A 24,691-nucleotide genomic window follows, 5' to 3' on the forward strand; every position below is an offset into this window, starting at 1 on the left:
TCCGGCCTTTGTGGCGGAGGCTTTTTTATTGCCTGTTGAAAAGTGTCGGCATTTCCCGACAATGGCTTTTTCTGAGTGTCTCCAAATGGAGACATTTAATTATATGAATAATAAGAAATTATTTTTAATGCTATTCGGGTGTTGTTAAACAGCGACAGTGCGCTGAAAAGATAAACATCTTACCGTCGCGTGCGATAAATATAAAATGATTAAAAATCAATTAGTTAAATTATATGTTTGTGCATTGGCATAATACGTGCATAATATTACGCAGTGGCTCATTCAGCTTCCTTATGTCAGCCCCTTCGGGACGTGCTACATAAACTTCGAATGACGCACTCAAAGGTGCCTGCCGTCCACCTGCTGATAATTGCTTTGCTTTATCAGGCTTCGGGCGAAACGTCGAGTTAGGCACCGCCTAATTTCATAACAGAGCCGGGCTTATGCCCGGCTTTGTTGTTTCTGGCTTTCCCCCGGCGCGTTACTCAGCTAGCATCCCTGTATCTTTTCTTGCGAGAGCATTGCGTTGAAACGTTGGCTTATTTTCCCCCGCTCGCTGCGCCAGTTGGTGATGATGGCGTTTCTGTTGATTTTATTACCGCTGCTGGTGCTGGCCTGGCAGGCGTGGCAAAGCCTGAACGCCCTCAGCGCCCAGGCATTGCAAACCAACCGCACAACACTTATTGACGCGCGTCGCAGCGAAGCCATGACCAACGCGGCGTTGGAAATGGAGCGCAGTTACCGCCAGTATTGCGTGCTCGACGACGCCACGCTGGCGCGGGTGTATCAAAATCAGCGTAAACGTTATAGCGAAATGCTGGATGCCCATGCGGGCGTGCTGCCGGATGATAAGCTCTACCAGGCGCTACGCCAGGATCTGAACGATCTCGCCCAATTGCAGTGTAAAAACAGCGGTCCTTCCGCTTCAGCCTCCGAGCGGCTGGAAGCCTTTGCCGCCGCAAACACCGAAATGGTGCAATCCACCCGCGCGGTGGTGTTCTCCCGGGGTCAGCAATTACAGCTGGAAATCGCCGAACGCGGCCAGTTTTTTGGCTGGCAGGCGCTGGTGTTGTTTATGGTCAGTCTCGGCCTGGTGTTGCTGTTTACCCGTATGATCATCGGCCCGGTGAAGGGGATTGAACGGATGATCAACCGCCTGGGGGAAGGGCGATCGCTTGGTCATACCGTGGTGTTTAAAGGCCCGCGCGAGCTGCGCTATGTGGGTGAACGCATTATCTGGCTCAGTGAAAGGCTGGCGTGGCTGGAGTCTCAGCGTCATCAGTTTTTACGCCATCTGTCGCATGAGCTTAAAACCCCGCTCGCCAGTATGCGCGAAGGCACGGAGCTGCTTGCCGATGAAGTGGTGGGGCCGCTAACGGTGGAACAGAAAGAGGTGGTTGAGATCCTCGATGCCAGCAGCCGCAATCTGCAAAAACTCATTGAGCAATTACTGGACTATAACCGCAAGCTTGCCGACGGTGCGGTTGAGCTGGAAGAGGTGGAGATCGCGCCGCTGGTGGACATGGTTATCTCTGCTCACAGTTTGCCGGCGCGAGCTAAAATGATGCATACCGGGGTCACGCTCGACGTCGCGACCTGCCAGGCTGAACCGATGTTACTGATGAGCGTGCTGGATAATCTCTACTCTAACGCGGTGCACTATGGCGCTGAATCCGGTAACATTTATCTGCACAGCTATACTGCCGGCGCGCGGCTCTTTATTGACGTGGCAAATACCGGTACGCCTATCCCTGAAGCAGAACGCAGCATGATCTTCGAGCCCTTTTTTCAGGGCAGCCATCAACGAAAAGGGGCGGTAAAAGGCAGCGGGTTAGGGCTTAGCATTGCCAGAGATTGTATTCGTCGTATGCAGGGCGAATTGTATCTGGCAACCGATAGCGAAGCCGATGTCTGTTTCCGTATTGAGTTACCGCTCAATGTGCCGGTAAAAATAGATTAAATGAACCTGGACCTGGTAAGTATGTCGCATGTTTTTTCCCGCGTAATGAACGCGGTGTCACCGCACAATAAATGGCTTCGTGCGTTTCCTTGCCTGTTGCTGGCCGGATGCGTGGCGCAAAAGCCACAAAGCGCTATCCAGGATGGCCAGGAAGAACGACTCCCTGAGCACCAACTGGCGGATTTTCTCTCAACAGACTGTGATGACATCTGGCTGTTGTCAGGCCCGCATGTCGACACCAACCCGCTTTACTGGCTGCGCGCGATGGACTGCGCACAGCGTCTGGCACCGGCGGCGGCCCGTGCTGAAGCGCGTTCCTGGACGGACGATAACTGGTCCGCGACATTCCGCCGTGGCATTTTGCTCTCCAGCGCTAAAATCACACCGCTTGAACGGCGTGATTACACCACCCGGCTGGATGCTGTAAGCCCGACCATCCCGGCGCAGGTTCGCCCGCTGTTCCAGCTCTGGCGCGATAGCGAAATGTTGCAGTTACAACTGTCAGAAGAGCGCAGTCGCTACAGCAAACTGCAACAATCCACCGATAGCGAGCTGGATACGTTACGCCAGCAGCAGCAATTTTTACGTGAGCAACTGGAAACCACCACGCGCAAGCTGGAGACGCTGACTGATATCGAACGGCGGCTTTCCACGCGTAAGCCCGCACCAGCCGATCTGCCGGATAGCACGCGCCCGTCGAAAAACGACGGGAATCAGGAGGATGTAAAACCATGACAAGTCGCAAACCTGCCCATTTACTGCTGGTGGATGACGACCCGGGTCTGTTGAAGCTGCTGGGGTTGCGCCTGACCAGCGAGGGGTACAGCATTGTCACCGCCGAGAGCGGGCAGGAAGGATTGCGCATTCTGGCGCGGGAAAAGGTCGATCTGGTGATAAGCGATCTGCGCATGGATGAGATGGATGGCATGCAACTGTTTGCTGAGATCCAGCGCGTTCAGCCTGGCATGCCGGTGATTATCCTGACGGCGCATGGCTCAATACCGGATGCGGTGGCGGCTACGCAGCAGGGCGTCTTTAGCTTTCTCACCAAACCGGTGGATAAAGACGCGTTGTATAAAGCCATTGATGAGGCGCTGGAGCACAGCGGTTCGGCCACAGACGATCAGTGGCGTGAAAGCATTGTTACCCGTAGCCCGGTGATGCTGCGCTTGCTGGAGCAGGCACGAATGGTGGCGCAGTCCGATGTCAGCGTGCTGATCAACGGGCAAAGCGGGACCGGGAAGGAGATCCTCGCGCAGGCGATCCACAACGCCAGTCCTCGCAGTAAACGCGCGTTTATCGCCATCAACTGCGGCGCGTTACCGGAGCAATTGCTGGAGTCGGAACTGTTTGGTCATGCGCGTGGGGCGTTTACCGGCGCGGTCAGTAGCCGCGAAGGGCTGTTTCAGGCGGCGGAAGGCGGCACGCTGTTTCTTGATGAAATTGGCGATATGCCGATTCCGTTGCAGGTGAAATTGCTGCGTGTGCTGCAGGAGCGCAAAGTCCGCCCACTGGGCAGCAATCGCGATATTGATATTAATGTGCGTATTATTTCCGCCACCCACCGCGACCTGCCGAAAGCGATGGAGCGCGGTGAGTTTCGCGAAGACTTGTTCTACCGTCTGAATGTTGTGAACCTCAAAATCCCGGCACTGGCGGAGCGCGCGGAAGATATTCCGCTACTGGCGAACCATCTGCTGCGCCAGTCAGCGGATCGCCACAAACCCTTTGTTCGCGCCTTCTCCACCGATGCCATGAAACGGCTGATGACCGCGAGCTGGCCGGGCAATGTGCGCCAGCTGGTGAACGTGATTGAGCAGTGCGTGGCGCTGACATCCTCACCGGTGATCAGCGATGCGCTGGTTGAACAGGCGCTGGAAGGGGAAAACACGGCGTTGCCCACCTTTGTTGAAGCGCGTAACCAGTTTGAACTTAACTACCTGCGTAAACTGTTGCAAATCACCAAAGGTAATGTCACCCACGCCGCGCGGATGGCGGGGCGCAACCGTACTGAATTTTACAAATTACTCTCGCGACATGAGCTGGACGCCAACGACTTTAAGGAGTAATGGCGCGGTGAGTATGATACTGTGAGCAACCGATTACGATGCAGCAGACTGGCAAGAGCGTTTAAGGACCGACCATGAAAAAGATTGATGCGATTATTAAACCTTTCAAACTGGATGATGTGCGTGAAGCACTGGCGGAAGTCGGCATCACCGGGATGACGGTGACCGAAGTGAAAGGTTTTGGTCGCCAGAAAGGCCACACAGAACTTTACCGCGGCGCGGAATACATGGTGGACTTTCTGCCGAAAGTGAAAATTGAAATTGTGGTCACCGATGACATTGTTGATACCTGCGTGGATACCATTATCCGCACGGCGCAGACTGGCAAGATCGGCGACGGCAAAATCTTTGTCTTTGACGTTGCGCGCGTGGTGCGTATCCGTACCGGCGAAGAAGACGACGCGGCAATCTGATGTTGCTCCCTCACCCTGCCGGGTGAGGGAATGCCCGCTTACAGCACCTTATGCGGCCCAAAGCATTCGTAGTGGATATTCGTTTTGTCAACGCCGAGCGTCAACAGTTGCTGAGCGGCAAACTGCATAAATCCAACCGGTCCGCAGAGGTAAAACTGCATCATCGGGTCGCTGAATTTCCCTTCCAGTTGCGTTAAATCCATTAAACCTTCGCTGTTAAAACGACCCGCACTCCGATCTGCCGCTTCCGGTTGGCGATACCAGACATGCTGACAGAAGCGATCCAGTGATGATCCCAGTTTGCTGACTTCATCGGCGAAAGCGTGAACCAGGCCATTGTCGGCGGCATGGAACCAGTTTACCTGTGCGCTGTGTTGAGAGGCGGCAAGACTGTTCAGCATTGCCAGCATCGGGGTTTGCCCTACACCTGCGGAGATCAACGTGACCGGGGTCTCAGCAGACACATCCATAAAGAAATCCCCCGCTGGCGCGGCCAGGTGCACCACATCACCCGGTTGGGCTTTATCATGCAGCCACTCTGAAACCTGCCCGCCGCTTTCGCGTTTCACGGCAATGCGGTAGCTCTTCCCGTTCGGCTGGCGGGTCAGTGAGTACTGACGGATTTCCTGATGAGCAAAACCTTCCGGCTTCAGCCAGATGCCAAGATATTGCCCCGGCTGGTAAGCCGCGACCGGCTGATCGTCTACCGGTGCGAATTCAAAACTGGTGATTAATGCGCTCTGCGGGGTTTTCTCCAGCAAGCGGAACGCGCGTGTTCCTTGCCAACCGCCCTGTTTTTCCGCGTGCTCATGGTAAATCTGCGCTTCGCGATGAATAAACACCCCAGCCAGTACACCATAGGCTTTACCCCAGGCATCCAGTACCTCTTGTCCCGGGCTGAACATTTCATCCAGCGTTGCCAGCAGGTGCTCGCCGACAATGTTGTACTGCTCCGGCTGGATCTGAAAACTGGTGTGTTTCTGCGCGATCTTTTCGACAGCGGGCAGCAATGCCGCGAGGTTATCGATATTGCTGGCATAAGCGGCAATCGCGTTGAACAGCGCTTCACGCTGGTCGCCATTGCGCTGATTACTCATATTAAAGATCTCTTTCAGTTCCGGGTTGTGGCTGAACATCCGGTCGTAAAAATGTGCGGTGAGTTTAGGTCCGGTGGCGGCCAGCAGGGGAAGGGTGGCTTTGACCGTAGCGATGGTTTGAGCGTCGAGCATTATGGCTTCCTTTAGCGATGACTATTTAAAGTTGTATTTTAAATGCATCTTATAGCGCAGCGCACAGCCTTGTAAAGAGCGGGCCATGTAAAGGGATTTGCATCGTGAATAAGTTGCATCACAAACCTGAAAAGAAATCCGCTTAAATGGTGAAGTCCGTTATCGCTCAAACCCTTGCCTGGCGCGGAGCCAATCGTTTGCGTAAAAACCTTTGTCAAGACCTGTTATCAGGATATTAATCAGTTATACTGTGAGCCGTTCCCCAAATTGGGCCCTCATTTAGAGTTGTTTTTGTTAGCTGAGTCAGGAGATGCGGATGTTAAAGCGTGAAATGAACATTGCCGATTATGATGCCGAACTGTGGCAGGCTATGGAGCAGGAAAAAGTACGTCAGGAAGAACACATTGAACTGATCGCCTCCGAAAACTACACCAGCCCGCGTGTAATGCAGGCTCAGGGTTCTCAGCTGACGAACAAATACGCCGAAGGTTACCCGGGTAAACGCTACTACGGCGGTTGTGAATATGTCGACATCGTTGAGCAACTGGCGATCGACCGTGCAAAAGAGCTGTTCGGCGCTGATTATGCCAACGTCCAGCCGCATTCAGGTTCACAGGCGAACTTCGCGGTGTACACCTCTCTGCTGGAGCCGGGCGATACCGTACTGGGTATGAACCTGGCGCACGGTGGTCACCTGACTCACGGTTCCCCGGTTAACTTCTCCGGTAAACTGTATAACATCGTGCCTTACGGCATCGATGAAACCGGTCATATTGATTACAACGACCTGAACGCGCAGGCGCAGAAACACAAACCGAAAATGATCATCGGTGGTTTCTCGGCTTATTCCGGCGTGGTTGACTGGGCAAAAATGCGTGAAATCGCTGACAGCATCGGTGCATACCTGTTTGTGGATATGGCGCACGTCGCTGGTCTGGTTGCCGCAGGCGTTTACCCGAACCCGGTTCCGCATGCGCACGTGGTGACCACCACGACCCACAAAACGCTGGCTGGCCCGCGCGGTGGTTTGATCCTGGCGAAAGGCGGCAGCGAAGAGCTGTACAAAAAACTGAACTCTGCTGTGTTCCCTGGCGGCCAGGGCGGCCCGCTGATGCACGTGATTGCCGGTAAAGCGGTGGCGCTGAAAGAAGCGATGGAGCCGGAGTTCAAAACCTACCAGCAGCAGGTCGCGAAAAACGCCAAAGCGATGGTGGAAGTGTTCCTGAGCCGGGGTTACAAAGTGGTGTCCGGCGGTACGGATAATCACCTGTTCCTGCTGGATCTGGTGGATAAAAACCTGACCGGTAAAGAAGCGGATGCCGCGCTGGGCCGCGCTAACATCACCGTTAACAAAAACAGCGTACCGAACGATCCTAAAAGCCCGTTTGTCACCTCCGGTATCCGTATCGGTAGCCCGGCGGTAACCCGTCGCGGCTTCAAAGAAGCGGAAGTGAAAGAGCTGGCTGGCTGGATGTGCGACGTGCTGGATAGCATCAATGACGAAGCGGTGATTGAACGCACCAAACAGAAAGTGCTGGATATCTGCGCTCGCTTCCCGGTTTACGCATAAGTTTCAGTTGAGTCAAACGAAAGCCCCGAAAGGGGCTTTTTTACGTCTTATTGCAGCCCGGCGTAACCGTGGATGCCCATATAAATCCCTACGGCTGCGATCAATGCACTGGAAAAGTAGGGGGCTTTACGCGCCAGCGTATTAAAGCCGGACCAGCGTTTTGCCGCCTGCTGTACGCTGACTGCCGCGCCCACGCCGACGGCGACCAGCGTCAATGCCAGGCCAATACTGAAACAGACCACCATCGTGGCGCCTAACGTCAGCGCTTTAAGCTGAATACAGATAAGCAGAATGGTGATGGCCGCCGGGCACGGGATCAAACCTCCGGTCAGGCCGAACAGCAGAATCTGTCCGTTGGTGACTTCTCCACCGTTGAAACGACGCTCAATATCCCGGGCGTGCGCCCGTTCATGCGCATCCTGGTACTCCTCTTCCTGTTTTGCTGCGCTTCGCATGGCGAGGATCGTTGGCTGTGCACGCACCGCAGACAGTTGTGGCTGAAAGATTAACCCACGCGGCTGAGGAGCGTGGTCGTCATGATGATGATGATGATCGTCATGATGATCGTGGTGGTGATGCCCCGCGCGTCGGGCGTTTTCCCCTTGCCATGTCCGCCAGAACATCCACGTTGCAGTACCGAGGATCACCACGGCGGAGATCATTTGCAGCCAAGGTTCCACCGACTGCGCGGTAAATTTCTGGCTGATAAACATCCCACCCAATGCGATCAGCCAGACTACCGCGGTATGAGAGACCGTGGCCGCCAGCCCTAACATGATGGCCTGTTTAACCGTGCCTTTGATAGCGATAATAAACGCTGCCATCATGGTCTTTGAATGCCCTGGCTCCAGGCCATGCAGGGCGCCGAGCAGAATAGCGCTGGGAATAAAAAACCAGGCGTTCCCTTGCTGTAAAAGTATGGTGAAGTCATTCATGAGAATAATTTTCGGTAACATTTTGTGCGTTTAAATCTACTCCCCCCCAGTAAAAAATACTACCCCCCAGTAGAAATAAACTCCCCCCCAGTTGATGCATGGTATGCTATCGTCAGTTACGCACGATGAAACTGAGGTCGGTATGTCGCACACCATTCGGGATAAACGAAAGCTAAAAGCGCGGGCGAGCAAAATAGAAGGGCAGGTGGTTGCGCTGAAAAAAATGCTCGACGAACCGCATGAATGCGCGCAGGTTTTGCAGCAAATCGCGGCTATCCGCGGTGCGGTCAATGGCTTAATGCGCGAAGTGATCAAAGGGCACCTGACCGATCATATCGTCCATGAAAGCGATGAAATTAAGCGCGAAGCAGACCTGGATGTCGTGTTAAGCGTGCTGGATTCTTACATCCGCTAGTCCGCCACGCCTTGTTATCTGATTGTTACTTGCCAGCCCGGCTATTTGCCGCCAGACTATCGCCTCCATTCAGGAGGAAATCATGGTTCTGCAGTCCACGCGCTGGCTGGCGCTCGCTTATTTCACCTACTTTTTCAGCTACGGCATTTTCTTACCTTTCTGGAGCGTCTGGCTCAAAGGCGTGGGGTTAACCCCGGAAATCATCGGTATGTTGCTGGGCGCAGGCCTGGTGGCGCGTTTCCTGGGTAGTCTGCTTATTGCGCCACGCGTTAGCGATCCGTCCCGTCTGATTACTGCGTTGCGTGTGCTGGCGCTGGTGACATGTCTGTTTGCGCTTGCCTTTTATGCGGGCAGCCACGTGGCCTGGCTGACGGTGGTGATTGTGGGCTTTAACCTCTTCTTCTCGCCGCTGGTGCCGCTGACCGACGCACTGGCCGGTACCTGGCAAAAACAATTCCCCATGGACTATGGCCGCGTCAGGGTCTGGGGATCGATTGCTTTTGTGATTGGCTCTGCGCTGACCGGTAAGCTGGTGAGTCTGTATGACTATCGGGCGGTTCTGGCGATGCTGACGCTTGGCGTGGCATCCATGCTGCTGGGCATGCTGCTGCGGCCCTCCGTCTTACCGCAGGGTGAACAGCGCCATCAGGAAGGTGCTGGCTGGCAGGCATGGCGTCAATTGATTGTCCAGAACTGGCGTTTTCTCGCCTGCGTCTCCTTGCTGCAAGGCGCTCATGCCGCCTATTACGGTTTTAGCGCGATCTACTGGCAATCTGCCGGGTATTCCGCTTCGACAGTGGGTTACCTCTGGTCGTTGGGCGTGGTCGCGGAAGTGATCATCTTCACGCTCAGCAATCGTCTGTTCCGTCGCTTCAGCGCGCGCGACTTGTTGCTGCTTTCCGCATTTTCCGGGCTGGTGCGTTGGAGCCTGATGGGCTGGACCACCGACTTACCCTGGTTGATTGTCGCGCAAATCCTGCACTGTGGAACTTTCACCGTGTGCCACCTGGCGGGCATGCGTTATATCTCGGCGCGCAAGGGCAGCGAAGTGATCCGTTTGCAGGCGGTCTACTCCGCCGTTGCGATGGGGGGCAGCATTGCATTGATGACCATGATTGCCGGGTTCTTGTTTGAGCATCTGCATCAGGGGCTGTTCTGGGTGATGGCGCTGCTGGCGATCCCGGCCATCTTCTTGCGACCGAGAGTCTCCGCGCAGCAGTCCGTCGCCAGTTAGGTTAGCACTCCAGCATGGCGCGAATATGCTGCTGTTGCTGAGCGCTTAATGGACCATCGGTGTGGATCAGCGGTGGCGAAAAGAGCGGTAGCGGCGTGGTGTACGGCGTGATAATCAATGTGACATCGCGCGGTGCGCCTTGCTGGCGAAACTCAGCCAGTGGCAGATAGTTAATCGTGAGCGGCAGCAGCGTTAATTCACGTAGCTGTTGCTCTATTTCCTGTTCCCGCGCACTGTCTTCGCCGGTAATTAACACCACCTGCTTTTCATGTAAATCGCTCTCCTGCATCAGCCAGGCACCGAAAATCACCGCTACCAGACCGGCTTCTTCATCGCTGAAACGCAGACTGTACTCCTCTTCCAACTCTTGCAACGCGCTGCGGGTCGTGCGCATCAAGCGCGGGTAGAGTTGATGGATCTCCTCCGGCAGACTGTTATCAATGCCGATGCCAAACAGGCTGCGATCCAGCGCCTGCGCCAGATGGATATAGAGCTGTGCGGTGAGTCCTTGCTCATCACTAAAGCGCAGGCCCGCCAGATCGCGAAAACGGACAATCATCCGGTTGATAGCCTGTTGTAGCCGCCGATCCTGGTGATGGCTGTCGCGCAGAGGGTCGGGGATCCGCACCATCATAAATAACAGCGACAGGAACAGATGCTCACTCTCCTGCGGATGCGCGATCACACGCCGCCGCCAGTGGCGGACAATATCTTGCGCTACCTGATACTCCTCGCGCATCTGCGTCCAGCTTTGTTGCACCGGGTTGAACTCCGGCGTGTGTCCATGGTGGTTTTGCAATAAGCAATATTGCAGATAGAGACGCAAAAATTGTATATCCCGGCACTCAAAGGAGCGTTGCAGGCGGCGGGCACACAGATTAATTAACGCGCGTAAATTGGTATCGTCATACAGGGTTCTGGCGATCCCTTGCTGCCTGAGCGCGGTTTTTAACGCCGGGGTAAAATGCTGCGTGATAAATTGCGGGCAGAGCCGGAGTGCGCGCCGCAGCCAGTGCAGCAGGCATAAACGCTGATCCAGCGTTGCACCTTCAATCCGGTAGCCGCCGTTATGCTGCGACACGATGGAAAGCCGATGGTAGCGGTGGATCTCGTTTTCGGTCTCGGCAAGATCCTGGCGTGCTACATGGTCATCCACGCCATTCATGGCACTGATATGTTCCATGGTGACATGCTGCCCCGGCAGCGCCAGCATCAGCAGTACCTGGCAGCGTCGCTGCGGACTGGAGAGCGCAGATGGGGGCGTCATTACAATTGTCATCTGTCAGATTCCAGTTAGGGGTGTTTGATAAGCGTAGTTAAAGCTATGCTGTGCGATAGCGCAGCCGCTGCTCTTTCCTTCAGGATTGCCGGAGAGCATCACAGAATTTTTCACGTGAGGAATACATGCAAGTAGTTAAACAGTGCGCCTGGGGTGTTTTTCTCGCGCTTTTATCATTCTCAGTGGCGGCGCACCCCCATAGCTTTATCCGCCTGAAAACAGAAGTGTTAGCCGACAACGGGCAGTTTACCGGCCTGAAAATGCGCTGGACGATGGATGAGATCACCTCGGCGGATTTGTTGTACGACGCGGGGAATGCGAAACCCGGTGAGGAAATCTGGAAAAAACTGGCGGCGGAAGTCATGGCTAACGTATTAGGTCAGCACTATTTTACCGAAGTGTGGCACGGTGGGCAGAAGGTGAAGTTTCTCAACCGACCCACGGAATACGGTATGGAGCGGGAGGGGCATCAGGCGGTGTTGACATTTATTCTGCCTCTCGCACAACCGCAACCTCTTCACGGTCAGACATACACGTTTGCTACCTTCGATCCCACCTATTATGTGGACATGAGTTACGAGCACGATAGCGATGCTTCGCTGCCCGGCGCGCTGCAAACGTCATGCAACGTGGCGGTGCATACCCCGAAACCTGGCGAAGAGGTGTTGAATTATGCCCAGTCGCTGGACAAAGAAGATGCCCCGGAGGAAGACATGCAACTGGGTAAACAATTCGCGCAGACGGTGACGCTGGCATGTCAGTAATCCCGGCAAGCACGCTGCGCAAACGGCGCTTGCTGCACTGGTGGCCGTTGGCGCTCTTTGTATTGTGCGCCGTGGCTGGCGCGTTCTGGCTGTGGCAAGCCTGGCCGCAGGTGATGGTAAAAAGCGTGGTCTGGCAGCGCGATGTGAATATGCAGATGAGCGGCCTGCTAAAAAGCGTGGCGGAAAACCCCGGCAAAACGGGCGGCTCGCTGCTGCTGTTCAGTTTTGTCTATGGCGTGCTGCATGCGCTGGGGCCAGGGCATGGCAAAGTGGTGATCACTACCTGGCTGGCGACCCATCCATCGAAACTGAAATCGGGTATTGCGCTGACGCTGGCGTCTTCTTTATTACAGGGACTGGTGGCGATTGTGCTGGTGGTCGTCGTGTTAAGCATACTGGCGCTGCCTGCACGTCAGTTGCATTTGAGCGGCTACTGGCTGGAAAAGGGCAGTTATCTGCTGGTTGGCGCACTGGGTGTGCTGCTGTGCTGGCGGGCCGTAAAGCAACTGCGTACGCTGCTGAAAAAGCCGGTGTTCCGGTCTTTTACCCCGCATCATGTGCATCATGAAAGCTGTGGCTGCGGGCATCACCATCTCCCTTCGCCGTCGCAACTGCAACGTGGCGAGGACTGGCGTGCACGGCTGGTCATCGTCTTGTCGATGGGCATGCGGCCCTGTTCCGGGGCGATTATGGTGCTGCTGTTCAGTAAGGTGATTGGCGTGTTTGCCTGGGGGGTTGCTTCTGCGCTGGCAATGGCGGCGGGTACGTCGCTGACCATCAGTTCGCTGGCGTTGTTGGTGCATGGCTTTCGCCAGTTGGCGGTAAAACTCAGCGGCAATCAGGCTCCATCGCTGTGGCGGCAGGTTGGCTGGACGACACTGGCGCTGGCCGGGGGCGTGCTATTGGTTTGTGCGGCGGGAGTGATGTGGGTCAGTGCATTACCACCGGGCGGCGGTTTACGCCCCTTTTGAGGTTGATAGCCCGATACGCGTAGCGCCGTCGGGCTATCAATCAATGCGTTAGCGTTTCAGCGCGTCGCTCAGTTCTTCGCGCATATTCGCCAGCATGGATTTCACCACACGCGGGTTACCGGCGACGATGTTGCCGGTCATCATATAGTTATGACCGCCAGTGAAATCACACACCAGACCGCCCGCTTCACGCACCAGCAGTTCGCCGGCAGCAAAATCCCACGGCTTCAGCGCGATCTCAAAGAAACCATCAACGCGACCTGCGGCAACGTAGGCCAGATCCAGCGCAGCGGAACCGGTGCGGCGGAAATCGGCGCATTCGGTGAACAGTTTGCCAACGATATTCATATAGGTAGTGGCGTGCTGTTTGGCTTTGAACGGGAAGCCGGTCGCCAGGATGGTGCCATCCAGATCGCGGGCAGTGCTGCCACGCAGACGGTAACCGTTGAGCTGTGCGCCCTGGCCGCGAGTGGCGGTGAACAGTTCGTTGCGCATCGGATCGTAAACCACCGCGACTTCAGTGCGGCCTTTAATACGAACAGCGATAGATACCGCGAAGTGCGGCAGACGTTTGATGAAGTTGGTGGTGCCATCCAGTGGATCGATAACCCATTGTACATCCTGGTCAGCGCCTTCGTGCTCACCACTCTCTTCAGTGATGATGGTGTGTTGCGGGTAAGATTTGCGGATGGTGTCAATAATCACCGCTTCGGCGGCTTTATCAACGTTAGTCACGAAATCATTGCTGCCTTTCTGGCTGGTTTCTACGGTGTCAGGGGTTTCGTAGTTTTTGGCAATTAAATTACCCGCCTTGCGCGCAGCACGCACGGCGATGTTCAGCATCGGATGCATCGGTCTCTCTCACTGGATGTTAAAGAACGGAAAACGGCGCGTATGATAGCAGCGAATTCGGATTATGTCTTCGCTTTATGGTAATATGCGCAAATATTCTTTAGCCGTTGAAAATCTATGCTGCAAAATATTCGAATTGTGCTGGTGGAGACCTCTCACACTGGCAATATGGGCTCCGTTGCCCGCGCGATGAAAACAATGGGGTTAACCAATCTGTGGCTGGTTAATCCGCTGGTTAAACCGGACTCTCAGGCTATTGCGCTCGCCGCAGGCGCCAGCGATGTGATTGGCAATGCAAACATTGTCGATACGCTGGATGAAGCACTGGCCGGTTGCAGCCTGGTGGTTGGCACCAGCGCACGCTCGCGTACGTTGCCGTGGCCGATGCTGGATCCGCGTGAATGTGGTCTGAAAAGCGTTGCCGAGGCGGAGCATGCGCCGGTTGCGCTGGTCTTTGGCCGTGAACGCGTAGGTCTGACCAACGATGAACTGCAAAAATGCCACTACCACGTCGCCATCGCCGCTAATCCGGAATACAGTTCGCTGAACCTGGCGATGGCGGTGCAGGTGATTGCTTATGAAGTGCGCATGGCCTGGCTGGCAACGCAGGAAAGCGATGCCCCGACCACTGATCATGAAGAGACGCCGTACCCGCTGGTGGACGATCTTGAGCGCTTTTATGGGCACCTGGAACAAACGCTGCTGGCAACCGGTTTTATTCGCGAAAGCCATCCTGGCCAGGTGATGAATAAACTGCGACGTCTGTTCACGCGCGCACGTCCGGAAAGCCAGGAACTGAATATCCTGCGCGGCATTCTGGCGTCCATTGAGCAGAACCAAAAGCAATAGCGCTGGACGGCGGCTTTGCTTTATCTGACTCGTAGACCAGAAAAGCAGGCGCGCCATCGGGTCATAAACACCACAGCACGAAACGACAAATACCTGACTAAAACAGTCAACTAAATAGTTGACCAATTTAGTCAGGAATGTCAGACTTGCGACTGCTATGCAACATTAACATTTTAATAATAATCCCCGGGCAGGGGCGAGTCTGAGGCTAGTAAGACATGAGACTGACATCTAAAGGGCGTTATGCCGTGACCGCAATGCTGGACGTTGCACTCAACTCTGAATCAGGCCCGGTTCCGTTGGCCGATATTTCAGAGCGTCAGGGAATTTCACTCTCCTATCTGGAGCAGTTGTTCTCCCGTCTGCGTAAGAATGGCCTGGTGGCCAGCGTACGTGGCCCGGGCGGCGGTTACCTGCTGGGTAAAGAAGCGGGCAGCATTGCCGTCGGCGAAGTGATTAGCGCCGTTGACGAATCCGTGGACGCGACCCGTTGCCAGGGTAAAAGCGGCTGCCAGGGCGGCGATAAGTGCCTGACCCACGCGCTGTGGCGCGATCTGAGTGACCGTCTGACCGACTTTTTAAATAACATCACGCTGGGCGAACTGGTGAATAACCAGGAAATCCTCGACGTCTCCGGCAGACAGCACTCCCACGAATCTCATCGCACGACCCGCGCACAAGACGCTATCGACGTTAAACTGCGCGCATAATAAAAAAACAGTATTCAGAATCGGGCCAGGGCACAGTTATGTGCCCTGTTAACACGGTCGTACATCCAGCCGGTTGCCTGATTCCTTGCATTTGAGCGATGTACGGAGTTTAAAGAGCAATGAAATTACCGATTTATCTCGACTACTCCGCAACCACGCCGGTGGATCCGCGTGTTGCCGAGAAAATGATGCAGTTTCTGACCCTGGACGGGACCTTTGGTAACCCTGCTTCCCGTTCACACCGTTTTGGCTGGCAAGCTGAAGAGGCAGTCGACATTGCCCGTAATCAGATTGCTGAGCTGGTTGGCGCCGATCCGCGTGAGATCGTCTTCACTTCCGGTGCAACCGAATCCGACAACCTGGCGATTAAAGGTGCGGCCAACTTTTATCAGAAAAAAGGCAAGCACATTATCACCAGCAAAACCGAACATAAAGCCGTGCTGGATACCTGTCGCCAGTTAGAGCGCGAAGGTTTTGAAGTAACTTACCTGGCGCCGCAGAGCAACGGCATTATCGACCTGAAAGAGCTGGAAGCGGCGATGCGTGAAGACACCATCCTCGTATCCATCATGCATGTGAACAACGAAATCGGCGTCGTGCAGGACATCGCAACCATCGGCGAAATGTGCCGTGCGCGCGGTATTATCTACCACGTTGATGCGACGCAGAGCGTCGGTAAACTGCCTATCGACCTGAGCCAGTTGAAAGTGGATTTGATGTCCTTCTCCGGCCATAAAATCTACGGACCAAAAGGTATTGGCGCGCTGTACGTACAACGTAAACCGCGTGTACGCATTGAAGCGCAAATGCACGGCGGCGGTCATGAGCGCGGTATGCGTTCCGGTACCCTGCCTGTTCACCAGATCGTCGGTATGGGTGAAGCCTACCGCATCGCCAAAGAAGAGATGGCGACGGAAATGGAGCGTCTGCGCGGGCTGCGTAGCCGTCTGTGGAACGGCATCAACGATATCGAAGAAGTTTACCTGAACGGTGACCTGGAGCACGGCGCGCCGAACATTCTCAACGTCAGCTTTAACTACGTTGAAGGCGAGTCGCTGATCATGGCGCTGAAAGACCTGGCTGTTTCTTCTGGTTCTGCCTGTACGTCTGCAAGCCTGGAACCGTCCTACGTGCTGCGCGCGCTGGGCATGAATGATGAGCTGGCGCACAGCTCCATCCGTTTCTCTTTAGGGCGTTTTACCACCGAAGAAGAGATCGACTACACCATCGCTCTGGTGCGTAAATCCATTGGTCGTCTGCGCGAACTCTCCCCGCTGTGGGACATGTTCAAACAGGGCGTGGATTTAACCACTATCGAATGGGCTCATCATTAATAACGGTTGCGCAAACAGGAGAATTTAGAATGGCTTATAGCGAAAAAGTAATCGATCACTACGAAAATCCGCGCAACGTGGGCTCTTTTGACAATGGCGACGATAGCGTCGGCAGCGGTATGGTTGGCGCACCGGCGTGCGGCGACGTGATGAAACTGCAGATCAAAGTGAACGATAAAGGCATTATCGAAGACGCACGTTTCAAAACCTACGGTTGCGGTTCCGCCATCGCCTCCAGCTCGCTGGTGACCGAATGGGTGAAGGGCAAATCTCTGGACGAAGCACAGGCGATCAAAAACACCGATATCGCCGAAGAGCTGGAACTGCCGCCAGTGAAAATTCACTGCTCCATTCTGGCGGAAGATGCGATTAAAGCCGCCATCGCGGATTACAAAAGCAAACAAGAAGCGAAATAAGGCAGGAGGTTGTTGTCATGTCCATTAGCCTGAGCGACAGTGCTGCCGCGCGAGTCAATACCTTCCTGGCCAACCGCGGTAAAGGGTTTGGTCTGCGTCTGGGGGTCAGAACCTCCGGTTGTTCTGGTATGGCCTATGTACTGGAATTTGTTGATGCGCCGAATGAAGAAGATACGGTGTTTGAAGACAAAGGCGTGAAGGTCGTGGTCGACGGCAAAAGCCTGCAATTCCTCGACGGTACTCAACTGGACTTCGTCAAAGAAGGCCTGAACGAAGGGTTCAAATTTACCAACCCGAACGTGAAAGATGAGTGCGGTTGCGGCGAAAGCTTCAACGTTTAATCGCCATCACTGATGACCCCACCGCAGGCCTCTGTGCGTGGGGTTTGTTTCGATTGCACACCCGGAACTGTTATGGATTACTTCACCCTCTTTGGGTTGCCAGCCCATTACCCACTCGATACGCAGGCGCTGGCGACACGTTTCCAGGATCTACAGCGTCAGTTTCATCCTGACCGCTTTGCCAGCCAGCCGCAGGCTGAGCAACTTGCCGCCGTGCAGCAATCTGCCACCATTAATCAGGCCTGGCAAACATTACGCAACCCGCTGACGCGCGCCGAATACCTGTTGTCCTTACATGGGTTTGATTTAGCCTCCGAGCAGCACACGGTGCGGGATACCGCCTTTTTGATGGAGCAACTGGAGCTGCGCGAAGAGCTGGACGAGATTGAGCGTGCGGAAGATGCAACGCGACTGGAAGCTTTCCAGACGCGCGTGAAAGGGATGTACGACGCGCGCCATAAGTTAATGGTAGAACAGTTAGATACTCAAACGTGGGACGCAGCGGCGGATACCGTGCGTAAACTGCGTTTTCTCGATAAACTGCGCAGCGCAACAGAACAACTCGAAGAAAAACTGCTCGGTTTTTAATTTTTGGAAGCAAACAATGGCCTTATTACAAATCAGTGAGCCCGGCCTGAGCGCCGCACCGCATCAGCGTCGCCTGGGGGCGGGCATCGACCTTGGCACCACCAATTCGCTGGTTGCCACCGTGCGCAGCGGTCAGGCGGAAACGCTGGCCGACAGCGAAGGTCGCCATTTACTCCCTTCCGTGGTGAACTACCAGGCGGACAGCCACAGTGTGGGTTATGACGCCCGCCGCAACGCCGCGCTGGATCCGCTCAACACCATCAGCTCGGTAAAACGCCTGATGGGCCGTAGCCTCGCGGACATCCAGGCGCGCTACCCGCATTTGCCATGGCAGTTCCAGCCCAGCGAAAACGGCCTGCCGATGATTGTCACCGAGGCCGGTCTGGTTAACCCGATTCGTGTCTCTGCCGATATCCTCAAAACCCTTGCTGAACGCGCGCAACAGACGCTGTCTGGCGATCTCGACGGCGTGGTGATCACGGTCCCTGCCTATTTTGATGACGCACAACGTCAGGGCACAAAAGACGCCGCACGTCTGGCGGGTCTGCACGTGCTGCGCCTGCTGAACGAACCTACCGCGGCAGCCATTGCTTACGGTCTGGATTCGGGCAAAGAGGGGGTGATCGCCGTGTACGATCTTGGCGGCGGCACCTTTGATATCTCCATCCTGCGTCTTAGTCGTGGGGTGTTTGAAGTACTGGCCACCGGCGGTGATTCAGCTCTGGGTGGCGATGATTTTGACCACCTGTTGGCGGACTTTATTCGCGAGCAGGCGGGGCTTGACGATCGCAGCGATGCACGCCTGCAGCGTGAACTGCTGGATGCGGCCATTGCCGCGAAAATTACGCTGAGCGATGCCGACAGCGCCGCTGTCGATGTGGCGGGCTGGCAGGGCGTGATCACGCGCGCACAGTTCGACGATCTGATCGCAACGCTGGTGAAACGTACGCTGCTCTCTTGCCGCCGCGCGCTGAAAGATGCGGGCGTGGAAGCGCAAGAGGTGCTGGAAGTGGTGATGGTCGGCGGCTCAACCCGCGTGCCGCTGGTGCGCGAACGTGTGGGTGAGTTTTTTGGCCGCACGCCGTTGACGTCGATCGATCCGGATAAAGTTGTCGCCATTGGCGCAGCGATTCAGGCGGACATTCTGGTCGGCAACAAGCCGGACAGCGAAATGCTGCTGCTGGATGTGATCCCGCTGTCGCTCGGGCTTGAAACCATGGGCGGCCTGGTGGAGAAAGTGATCCCGCGTAATACCACTATTCCGGTCGCGCGCGCGCAGGAGTTCACCACCTTTAAAGATGGTCAGACTGCGATGTCCATCCATGTGATGCAGGGTGAGCGTGAACTGGTGCAGGACTGCCGCTCTCTGGCGCGTTTCGCGCTGCGGGGCATTCCGGCGCTTCCCGCTGGCGGCGCGCATATCCGCGTTACCTTCCAGGTGGATGCCGACGGTCTGCTGAGCGTGACCGCCATGGAGAAATCCACCGGGGTGGAAGCCTCTATTCAGGTGAAACCGTCATACGGTCTGACCGATGGCGAAATCGCCGACATGATCAAAGACTCCATGAGTTTTGCCGGGCAGGACGTGAAAGCACGTATGCTGGCAGAACAGAAAGTGGAAGCCGCGCGTGTACTGGAAAGTTTGTCCGGTGCGCTCGCCGCTGACGCCGCGCTGTTAAGCGCCGCAGAGCGTGCGGTTATCGACGAGGCGGTGGCGCAATTGCGCGCCGTTGCCGGGGGCGATGATACCGGCGCGATAGAACAAGCCATTAAAAATGTAGATAAACAAACCCAGGAATTCGCCGCCCGCCGCATGGACCAATCCGTGCGTACCGCGCTGAAAGGCCATTCCGTCGACGAGGTTTAATATGCCTAAAATTGTTTTTCTGCCTCATCAGGACCTCTGTCCGGATGGCGCAGTTCTGGAAGCGAAGAGCGGTGAAACCATTCTTGATGTCGCCCTGCGCGGCGGCATTGAGATTGAACACGCCTGCGAAAAATCCTGCGCCTGCACCACCTGCCACTGTGTTGTGCGCGAGGGCTTCGACTCTCTGCCGGAAAGCAGTGAAGACGAAGACGACATGCTGGATAAAGCCTGGGGTCTGGAGCCGGAAAGCCGTTTAGGCTGCCAGGCGCGCGTCACCGATGAAGATCTGGTGGTTGAGATCCCGCGTTACACCATCAACCACGCGCGGGAGCACTGATATGGGGCTGAAGTGGACCGACAGCCGTGAAATCGGCGAGGCGCTGTATGACAGTCGCCCGGATCTGGATCCGAAGACCGTTCGTTTCACCGATATGCATCAGTGGATCTGCGAACTGGAAGAGTTTGATGATGATCCGAATGCATCGAATGAAAAAATTCTCGAAGCGATTCTGCTAGTCTGGTTAGACGAAGCATCGTAATCATCTAACGGGCTGCCTTCGGGCGGCCCGTTTTCACGAATGCGCTAATAAGGATAAATACAATGACAGAAGCCATGAAAATTACGTTAACCACGCAACCTGCTGATGCGCGCTGGGGTGAAAAAGCGACGTACAGCATCAATAATGACGGCATCGCTCTGCACCTGAACGGGAAAGACGATTTGGGGCTTATCCAGCGTGCGGCGCGTAAAGTCGACGGCCTGGGCATTAAGCACGTTGCACTGAGCGGTGAGGGCTGGAATGCCGATCGTAGCTGGGCGTTCTGGGCGGGTTACAAAGGGCCGAAAGGCACGCGCAAAGTGGAGTGGGCGGCGCTTGATGAGGCTGAGCAGAAAGAGCTGGATAGCCGCCTGAAAGTCATTGACTGGGTACGCGACACCATCAATGCCCCGGCGGAAGAGCTGGGTCCGGAACAACTGGCGCAGCGCGCGGTGGATCTGCTGCACAGTGTCGGTGGCGACCACGTTTCTTACCGCATCACCAAAGGTGAAGATCTGCGTGAGCAGAACTACCTTGGCTTGCATACCGTTGGTCGGGGTTCCGAACGTCCGCCCGTTTTGCTGGCGCTGGACTATAACCCAACCGGTAACCCGGACGCGCCGGTGTTTGCCGCGCTGGTCGGTAAAGGCATTACCTTCGATTCCGGCGGTTACAGCATTAAACAGAGCGCGTTTATGGATTCAATGAAATCCGATATGGGCGGCGCGGCACTGGTCACCGGTGCGCTGGCTTTCGCCATTAATCGCGGCCTGAACAAACGCGTCAAACTGTGGCTCTGCTGCGCCGACAACCTGATCAGCGGCAACGCCTTCAAACTGGGCGATATTATCCACTACCGTAACGGTAAAACCGTTGAGATCATGAATACCGATGCGGAAGGGCGCCTGGTACTGGCCGATGGCCTGATCGACGCTTCCGCGCAGAAACCGGAACTGATCATTGATGCGGCAACGCTGACAGGCGCGGCGAAAACCGCACTGGGCAACGATTACCACGCGTTGTTCAGCTTTGACGATGCGCTGGCGGGCCGCTTGCTGAACAGTGCTACCGCCGAGAATGAACCGTTCTGGCGTTTGCCGCTGGCGGAGTTCCACCGCAGCCAGCTGCCGTCGAACTTTGCCGAGCTGAACAATACCGCCAGCGCGGCCTTCCCGGCTGGCGCGAGCACCGCTGCCGGTTTCCTGTCGCACTTTGTGGAAAACTATCAGCAGGGTTGGTTGCATATCGACTGTTCCGCCACCTACCGGAAAGCAGCGGTAGAACAGTGGGCGGCAGGGGCAACGGGCCTGGGTGTGCGCACGCTCGCGAATCTGTTAACGGCTGAGTAATATTTTACTTTTACCCTCGCCCTGATTCTCTCCCTTCCTGGGAGAGGGCCGGGGTGAGGGTTAATTTTTCGGAACTTGTATGTCGGAAACCAAAAACGAATTAGAAACCCTGCTGGAGCAGGCGGCGACCGAGCCGGCGTATCGTCCGGCGTTTTTCCGCACGCTGCTGGACTCCACCGTATGGGTGCCGGGAACCGCGGCGGAAGGTGAAGCGATTGTTGAAGATAGCGCGCTGGATTTGCAGCACTGGGAAAAAGATGACGGAACATCGGTGATCCCGTTCTTTACCTCACTGGAAGCGCTGCAACAGGCCGTTGAAGATGAACAAGCGTTTGTGGTGATGCCCGCCCGCACGCTGTTTGAGATGACGCTGGGGGAAACGTTGTTTCTCAACGCCAAACTGCCGACAGGCAAAGAGTTTACCCCACGCGAAATCAGTCACCTGGTCGGTGAAGAGGGTAGCCCGTTAAGCCAGCAGGAAGTGCTGGAGGGCGGTAGCGCGTTGCTGCTGTCTGAAGTGGCGGAACCGCCAGCGCAGATGGTGGACTCCCTGACCACGCTGTTTAAAAGCATCAAAACCGTGAAACGCGCTTTTCTCTGTTCAATAAAAGAGAAAGCTGATGAGCAGGCGAACCTGTTGATCGGTATTGAAGCGGAAGGGGATATCGAAGAGATTATTCACGCGGCGGGCAGCGTAGCGACGGATACCTTGCCGGGCGATGAACCTATCGATATTTGCCAGGTGGTCGAAGGTGAAAAGGGGATTAGTCACTTTATGCTGGCGCACATTACCCCTTTCTATGAACGCCGCTGGGGCAGCTTCCTGCGCGATTTTAAAACCAACCGCATTCTTTAATGATCAGGTGGCGCCGCGTGCGCCGCTTATTCTCTTTGCTGGCTAAGGGTTATTGTTACTCTCCATTATGCACCCTGACTTCTTTTTATTGATAAACACATTTATGGCCGGAAAGCGGGTGCTATCGTTTACGCTACGTTGATTTGTGGTTCATTTTTATGGATAAAAAAAGCCTGCTGTATTGTTTCGGCATTCCGCTGCTGTTATTCATCTGGTCCTGTTGGCAATATTCCAGAATCAGCGACAGCGATGCCTGGGTTGTTATTGAGTGGGGCACTGCTTCGCACAATATTCTGATGCCGCTGTCACGCCGCTACGTTGCGGGCGTATCCGCCACTCTCTCCGCCATCGCACTGTTTGCAAGCGCTTGCGCTGTGGTATTAAGTCTTTATAGCGTACGCAAAGCCAGAATATCGACCGGACAGTTAATTCGCGCCTTTACCCTCTGCCGGAAAATGTTGCCGCTGATTATGGCTGCGCTGATGACGGCAATGGGTTTCGCGGTAGTGTCTGTTTTGCTGTATGAATTATTGTGGCTGTTAACGATTAAACAAACCACCCCGCTGAATATTAAGCTGTTCGGCGTGTTGTTACTGGTTACCGGCTGGTTGATTTTTATGGTGCTCAGTAGTCTGTTTCTGCTGAAAAGATGCTATGCGAAAATTCAACCGCAAGACCGGAACGTTTTTGGCATTGCCATGACGGAGCAGGATGCACCCGCACTCTGGCGGTGGGTCAGAGAGCTGGCACAGCGTGGCCAGGCAATCATGCCGGATAATATTGTTGTGGGATTGTTTCAGGGATTTTATGTCACGACGTTGCCAGTACAACTGGAAAAGGGCGAACGCCTGACAGGTAACACACTCTATTTTCCCGTGACGCTTGCCGCCTTTCTGGATAAAGACGAAATTGCGGCTGTTATTGGTCACGAGTTGGGGCATTTTTCCGGCCAGGACACCGCATACACACTGCATTTTGCCGGGCTTTATTCCGGCATGAAAAGTAGCCTCGACCATTTTTATCAAAACCTGAAATTCTGTGGCTGGTTCGAGCGGATTGCGCTGTCTCCCCCGGTGCATATTGGCGTCTGGTTTTATCGCCGGTTTGATGAAACGGTCAGTGGCTGGAGTCGGATGCGAGAGCTGGCGGCGGATGCCGCTGGCGCACGCACCAGCACGCCTCAGGCGCTGGCCTCATCGCTGCTACGCTGCACTACGCTGGATATTGAGTTGGCGGTGCCCATGCAGCGTTTTTTAGATCGCAAACTGAGTACCACCAATCTGGTTAACACGCTTTACTCGGGGCTTTATAAGCTTGGGGCGTTGAACGCCGAGGTGGCGTTGGGACGGAAGTTATCGCACCCAACCGATCATCATCCGACGGTGCGCGAGCGCCTTAAGCAGTTGAATGTACCGCCAGATAATGTGTTACTGATGCGGGCTTCACGTCAGGTCAATGAAGCCGATTATCTCTGGCTGCATCATCTGTTGCCTGACTTCCCGGCACTTTGCCGGGCGCTCACCGCACAAGTCAACGATGAACTGAATGCCAACCATCATGCTTACCTGGAGCAGTTGCAAGAGATGGCTGCACAGGCCAGTGATGCCGTCGTGGTGTCGCTGAAAAAAGGCAATGTATGGGGCTACATTGCGCTGGCGATGATAGTGGGTTTCCCGGCATGCGTATTGTTTATCCTGAACAGGCTGTGGGGTTTGACTTTTCTGCAGTTTGATATTGTGGTGGGCGGCCTGGCAGCGATGTCGCTAATTTTGGCGCTGGGTGCCTGGGCGATGTATCAACGCGTACGGCAACCCTTGTTGACTCTGCACCCGCAAGCGATTGAGAGTTATCAGCTCAGTGCGCCGTTGGCGCTGTCGAAGATTGAAGCGACCCATGTCAGCAAGTTTCGCGGGCAGAACTGCATCGAGCTGTACTGGACTGAGGGATATCAGCCGCCGGAATGTATTGTCGGGCGGTTTGTGCATAATTTCATTTTTGATACGCAAAAGCGCAAAGTCATCATCACGATCCCTGGCGGGATGACACAGGGCGAGGCGCGAGAAAACATCACCCTCGGCGAGTTGCATACGCGTATCCGCGAATACATTGGCGCAGCCTGGGCGCGGCAGACGCTCAACGATCTCTAACCGG

The 24,691-nt window shown here is 55.3% G+C and carries 25 protein-coding genes; 21 read left to right on the top strand and 4 right to left on the bottom strand.

All coding sequences use genetic code 11. The features are described from left to right. Positions 1-526: 526 nt before the first annotated feature. The 4 genes from qseE (at position 527) to glnB (ending at position 4,442) form a co-directional block, all read left to right on the top strand. Positions 527-1,960: a two component system sensor histidine kinase QseE/GlrK gene (gene qseE, locus ACQ3G7_RS00155; protein ID WP_430888410.1), complete on the top strand. Its 1,434-nt coding sequence runs from the start codon at positions 527-529 to the stop codon at positions 1,958-1,960. After that, the gene (qseG, locus tag ACQ3G7_RS00160; RefSeq protein WP_430888411.1) at positions 1,961-2,695 is read left to right on the top strand and encodes a two-component system QseEF-associated lipoprotein QseG; all 735 of its coding nucleotides are present in this window, start codon (positions 1,961-1,963) and stop codon (positions 2,693-2,695) included. After that, positions 2,692-4,029: a two-component system response regulator GlrR gene (gene glrR / locus ACQ3G7_RS00165; RefSeq protein ID WP_430888412.1), complete on the top strand. Its 1,338-nt coding sequence runs from the start codon at positions 2,692-2,694 to the stop codon at positions 4,027-4,029. Before qseG ends, glrR begins: the two co-directional genes overlap by 4 nt. Before the next feature lie 74 nt (positions 4,030-4,103). Continuing rightward, on the top strand, positions 4,104-4,442 hold the full coding sequence (gene glnB / locus ACQ3G7_RS00170) for a nitrogen regulatory protein P-II (RefSeq protein ID WP_002438074.1): 339 nt from the start codon (positions 4,104-4,106) through the stop codon (positions 4,440-4,442). 38 nt (positions 4,443-4,480) lie between these two features. Here glnB and hmpA read toward each other — a convergent pair whose 3' ends face one another. Continuing rightward, complete coding sequence (hmpA, locus tag ACQ3G7_RS00175; protein WP_430888880.1) at positions 4,481-5,674, bottom strand: NO-inducible flavohemoprotein; 1,194 nt, start codon at positions 5,672-5,674, stop codon at positions 4,481-4,483. Positions 5,675-5,987: 313 nt separating this feature from the next. On the opposite strand from hmpA, the gene glyA reads away from it, so the two are divergent. After that, the gene (gene glyA / locus ACQ3G7_RS00180) at positions 5,988-7,241 is read left to right on the top strand and encodes a serine hydroxymethyltransferase (RefSeq protein ID WP_074778700.1); all 1,254 of its coding nucleotides are present in this window, start codon (positions 5,988-5,990) and stop codon (positions 7,239-7,241) included. A gap of 47 nt (positions 7,242-7,288) precedes the next feature. Here glyA and ACQ3G7_RS00185 read toward each other — a convergent pair whose 3' ends face one another. After that, positions 7,289-8,176, bottom strand: a complete 888-nt coding sequence (locus tag ACQ3G7_RS00185; RefSeq protein ID WP_430888413.1) for a nickel/cobalt efflux protein RcnA — start codon at positions 8,174-8,176, stop codon at positions 7,289-7,291. Positions 8,177-8,318: 142 nt separating this feature from the next. On the opposite strand from ACQ3G7_RS00185, the gene rcnR reads away from it, so the two are divergent. Next, positions 8,319-8,591 (top strand): Ni(II)/Co(II)-binding transcriptional repressor RcnR, encoded by a 273-nt coding sequence (gene rcnR / locus ACQ3G7_RS00190; RefSeq protein ID WP_061493691.1) that lies wholly within the window; start codon positions 8,319-8,321, stop codon positions 8,589-8,591. A gap of 82 nt (positions 8,592-8,673) precedes the next feature. After that, positions 8,674-9,825: a 3-phenylpropionate MFS transporter gene (locus ACQ3G7_RS00195; RefSeq protein ID WP_430888414.1), complete on the top strand. Its 1,152-nt coding sequence runs from the start codon at positions 8,674-8,676 to the stop codon at positions 9,823-9,825. Position 9,826: 1 nt separating this feature from the next. Here ACQ3G7_RS00195 and csiE read toward each other — a convergent pair whose 3' ends face one another. Continuing rightward, positions 9,827-11,104 carry a stationary phase inducible protein CsiE gene (gene csiE, locus ACQ3G7_RS00200; RefSeq protein ID WP_430888415.1) on the bottom strand — a complete coding sequence of 426 codons (1,278 nt, stop codon included), beginning with the start codon at positions 11,102-11,104 and terminating at the stop codon, positions 9,827-9,829. Between the two features lie 125 nt (positions 11,105-11,229). Between csiE and ACQ3G7_RS00205 the strand changes: the two genes are divergently transcribed. Together ACQ3G7_RS00205 and ACQ3G7_RS00210 are read left to right on the top strand one after the other, a co-directional pair. After that, a complete protein-coding gene (locus ACQ3G7_RS00205) occupies positions 11,230-11,868 on the top strand; it encodes a DUF1007 family protein (protein ID WP_430888416.1) in 639 nt (212 codons plus the stop codon). After that, entirely contained in the window at positions 11,859-12,839 is a 981-nt protein-coding gene (locus ACQ3G7_RS00210) for a nickel/cobalt transporter (protein WP_430888417.1), read from the top strand. The genes ACQ3G7_RS00205 and ACQ3G7_RS00210 overlap by 10 nt, the downstream gene beginning before the upstream one ends. A 48-nt stretch (positions 12,840-12,887) precedes the next feature. Here the strand turns inward: ACQ3G7_RS00210 and suhB are convergent, their stop codons facing one another. Then, positions 12,888-13,691: an inositol-1-monophosphatase gene (gene suhB / locus ACQ3G7_RS00215; RefSeq protein WP_430888418.1), complete on the bottom strand. Its 804-nt coding sequence runs from the start codon at positions 13,689-13,691 to the stop codon at positions 12,888-12,890. A 117-nt stretch (positions 13,692-13,808) separates the two neighbouring features. Between suhB and trmJ the strand changes: the two genes are divergently transcribed. The 12 genes from trmJ to ACQ3G7_RS00275 all read left to right on the top strand — a co-directional run bounded on the left by trmJ (position 13,809) and on the right by ACQ3G7_RS00275 (position 24,687). Further along, positions 13,809-14,540 (top strand): tRNA (cytosine(32)/uridine(32)-2'-O)-methyltransferase TrmJ, encoded by a 732-nt coding sequence (gene trmJ, locus ACQ3G7_RS00220; protein ID WP_430888419.1) that lies wholly within the window; start codon positions 13,809-13,811, stop codon positions 14,538-14,540. Positions 14,541-14,758: 218 nt separating this feature from the next. Further along, entirely contained in the window at positions 14,759-15,250 is a 492-nt protein-coding gene (gene iscR, locus ACQ3G7_RS00225) for a Fe-S cluster assembly transcriptional regulator IscR (protein WP_061493703.1), read from the top strand. Between the two features lie 119 nt (positions 15,251-15,369). Continuing rightward, complete coding sequence (iscS, locus tag ACQ3G7_RS00230) at positions 15,370-16,584, top strand: cysteine desulfurase (protein ID WP_430888420.1); 1,215 nt, start codon at positions 15,370-15,372, stop codon at positions 16,582-16,584. A 29-nt stretch (positions 16,585-16,613) separates the two neighbouring features. Continuing rightward, on the top strand, positions 16,614-17,000 hold the full coding sequence (iscU, locus tag ACQ3G7_RS00235; RefSeq protein ID WP_007370804.1) for a Fe-S cluster assembly scaffold IscU: 387 nt from the start codon (positions 16,614-16,616) through the stop codon (positions 16,998-17,000). Between the two features lie 17 nt (positions 17,001-17,017). Next, positions 17,018-17,341: an iron-sulfur cluster assembly protein IscA gene (gene iscA, locus ACQ3G7_RS00240; RefSeq protein ID WP_017459009.1), complete on the top strand. Its 324-nt coding sequence runs from the start codon at positions 17,018-17,020 to the stop codon at positions 17,339-17,341. Between the two features lie 72 nt (positions 17,342-17,413). Then, the gene (gene hscB / locus ACQ3G7_RS00245; RefSeq protein WP_430888421.1) at positions 17,414-17,929 is read left to right on the top strand and encodes a co-chaperone HscB; all 516 of its coding nucleotides are present in this window, start codon (positions 17,414-17,416) and stop codon (positions 17,927-17,929) included. Positions 17,930-17,945: 16 nt separating this feature from the next. Further along, a complete protein-coding gene (gene hscA, locus ACQ3G7_RS00250) occupies positions 17,946-19,796 on the top strand; it encodes a Fe-S protein assembly chaperone HscA (RefSeq protein WP_430888422.1) in 1,851 nt (616 codons plus the stop codon). 1 nt (position 19,797) lies between these two features. Then, complete coding sequence (gene fdx, locus ACQ3G7_RS00255) at positions 19,798-20,133, top strand: ISC system 2Fe-2S type ferredoxin (RefSeq protein ID WP_039079657.1); 336 nt, start codon at positions 19,798-19,800, stop codon at positions 20,131-20,133. 1 nt (position 20,134) lies between these two features. Next, positions 20,135-20,335, top strand: a complete 201-nt coding sequence (gene iscX / locus ACQ3G7_RS00260) for a Fe-S cluster assembly protein IscX (RefSeq protein WP_061493707.1) — start codon at positions 20,135-20,137, stop codon at positions 20,333-20,335. A gap of 62 nt (positions 20,336-20,397) precedes the next feature. Beyond that, positions 20,398-21,684, top strand: coding sequence for an aminopeptidase PepB (gene pepB / locus ACQ3G7_RS00265; protein WP_263099783.1), 1,287 nt, complete (start codon positions 20,398-20,400; stop codon positions 21,682-21,684). A gap of 79 nt (positions 21,685-21,763) precedes the next feature. Then, on the top strand, positions 21,764-22,540 hold the full coding sequence (gene sseB, locus ACQ3G7_RS00270) for an enhanced serine sensitivity protein SseB (protein ID WP_430888423.1): 777 nt from the start codon (positions 21,764-21,766) through the stop codon (positions 22,538-22,540). 158 nt (positions 22,541-22,698) lie between these two features. Further along, positions 22,699-24,687 (top strand): M48 family metalloprotease, encoded by a 1,989-nt coding sequence (locus tag ACQ3G7_RS00275; RefSeq protein ID WP_430888424.1) that lies wholly within the window; start codon positions 22,699-22,701, stop codon positions 24,685-24,687. Positions 24,688-24,691: the final 4 nt, after the last annotated feature.

The sequence above is a fragment of the Kosakonia sp. N21 genome (genome assembly GCF_050587465.1).
Lineage (GTDB): Bacteria > Pseudomonadota > Gammaproteobacteria > Enterobacterales > Enterobacteriaceae.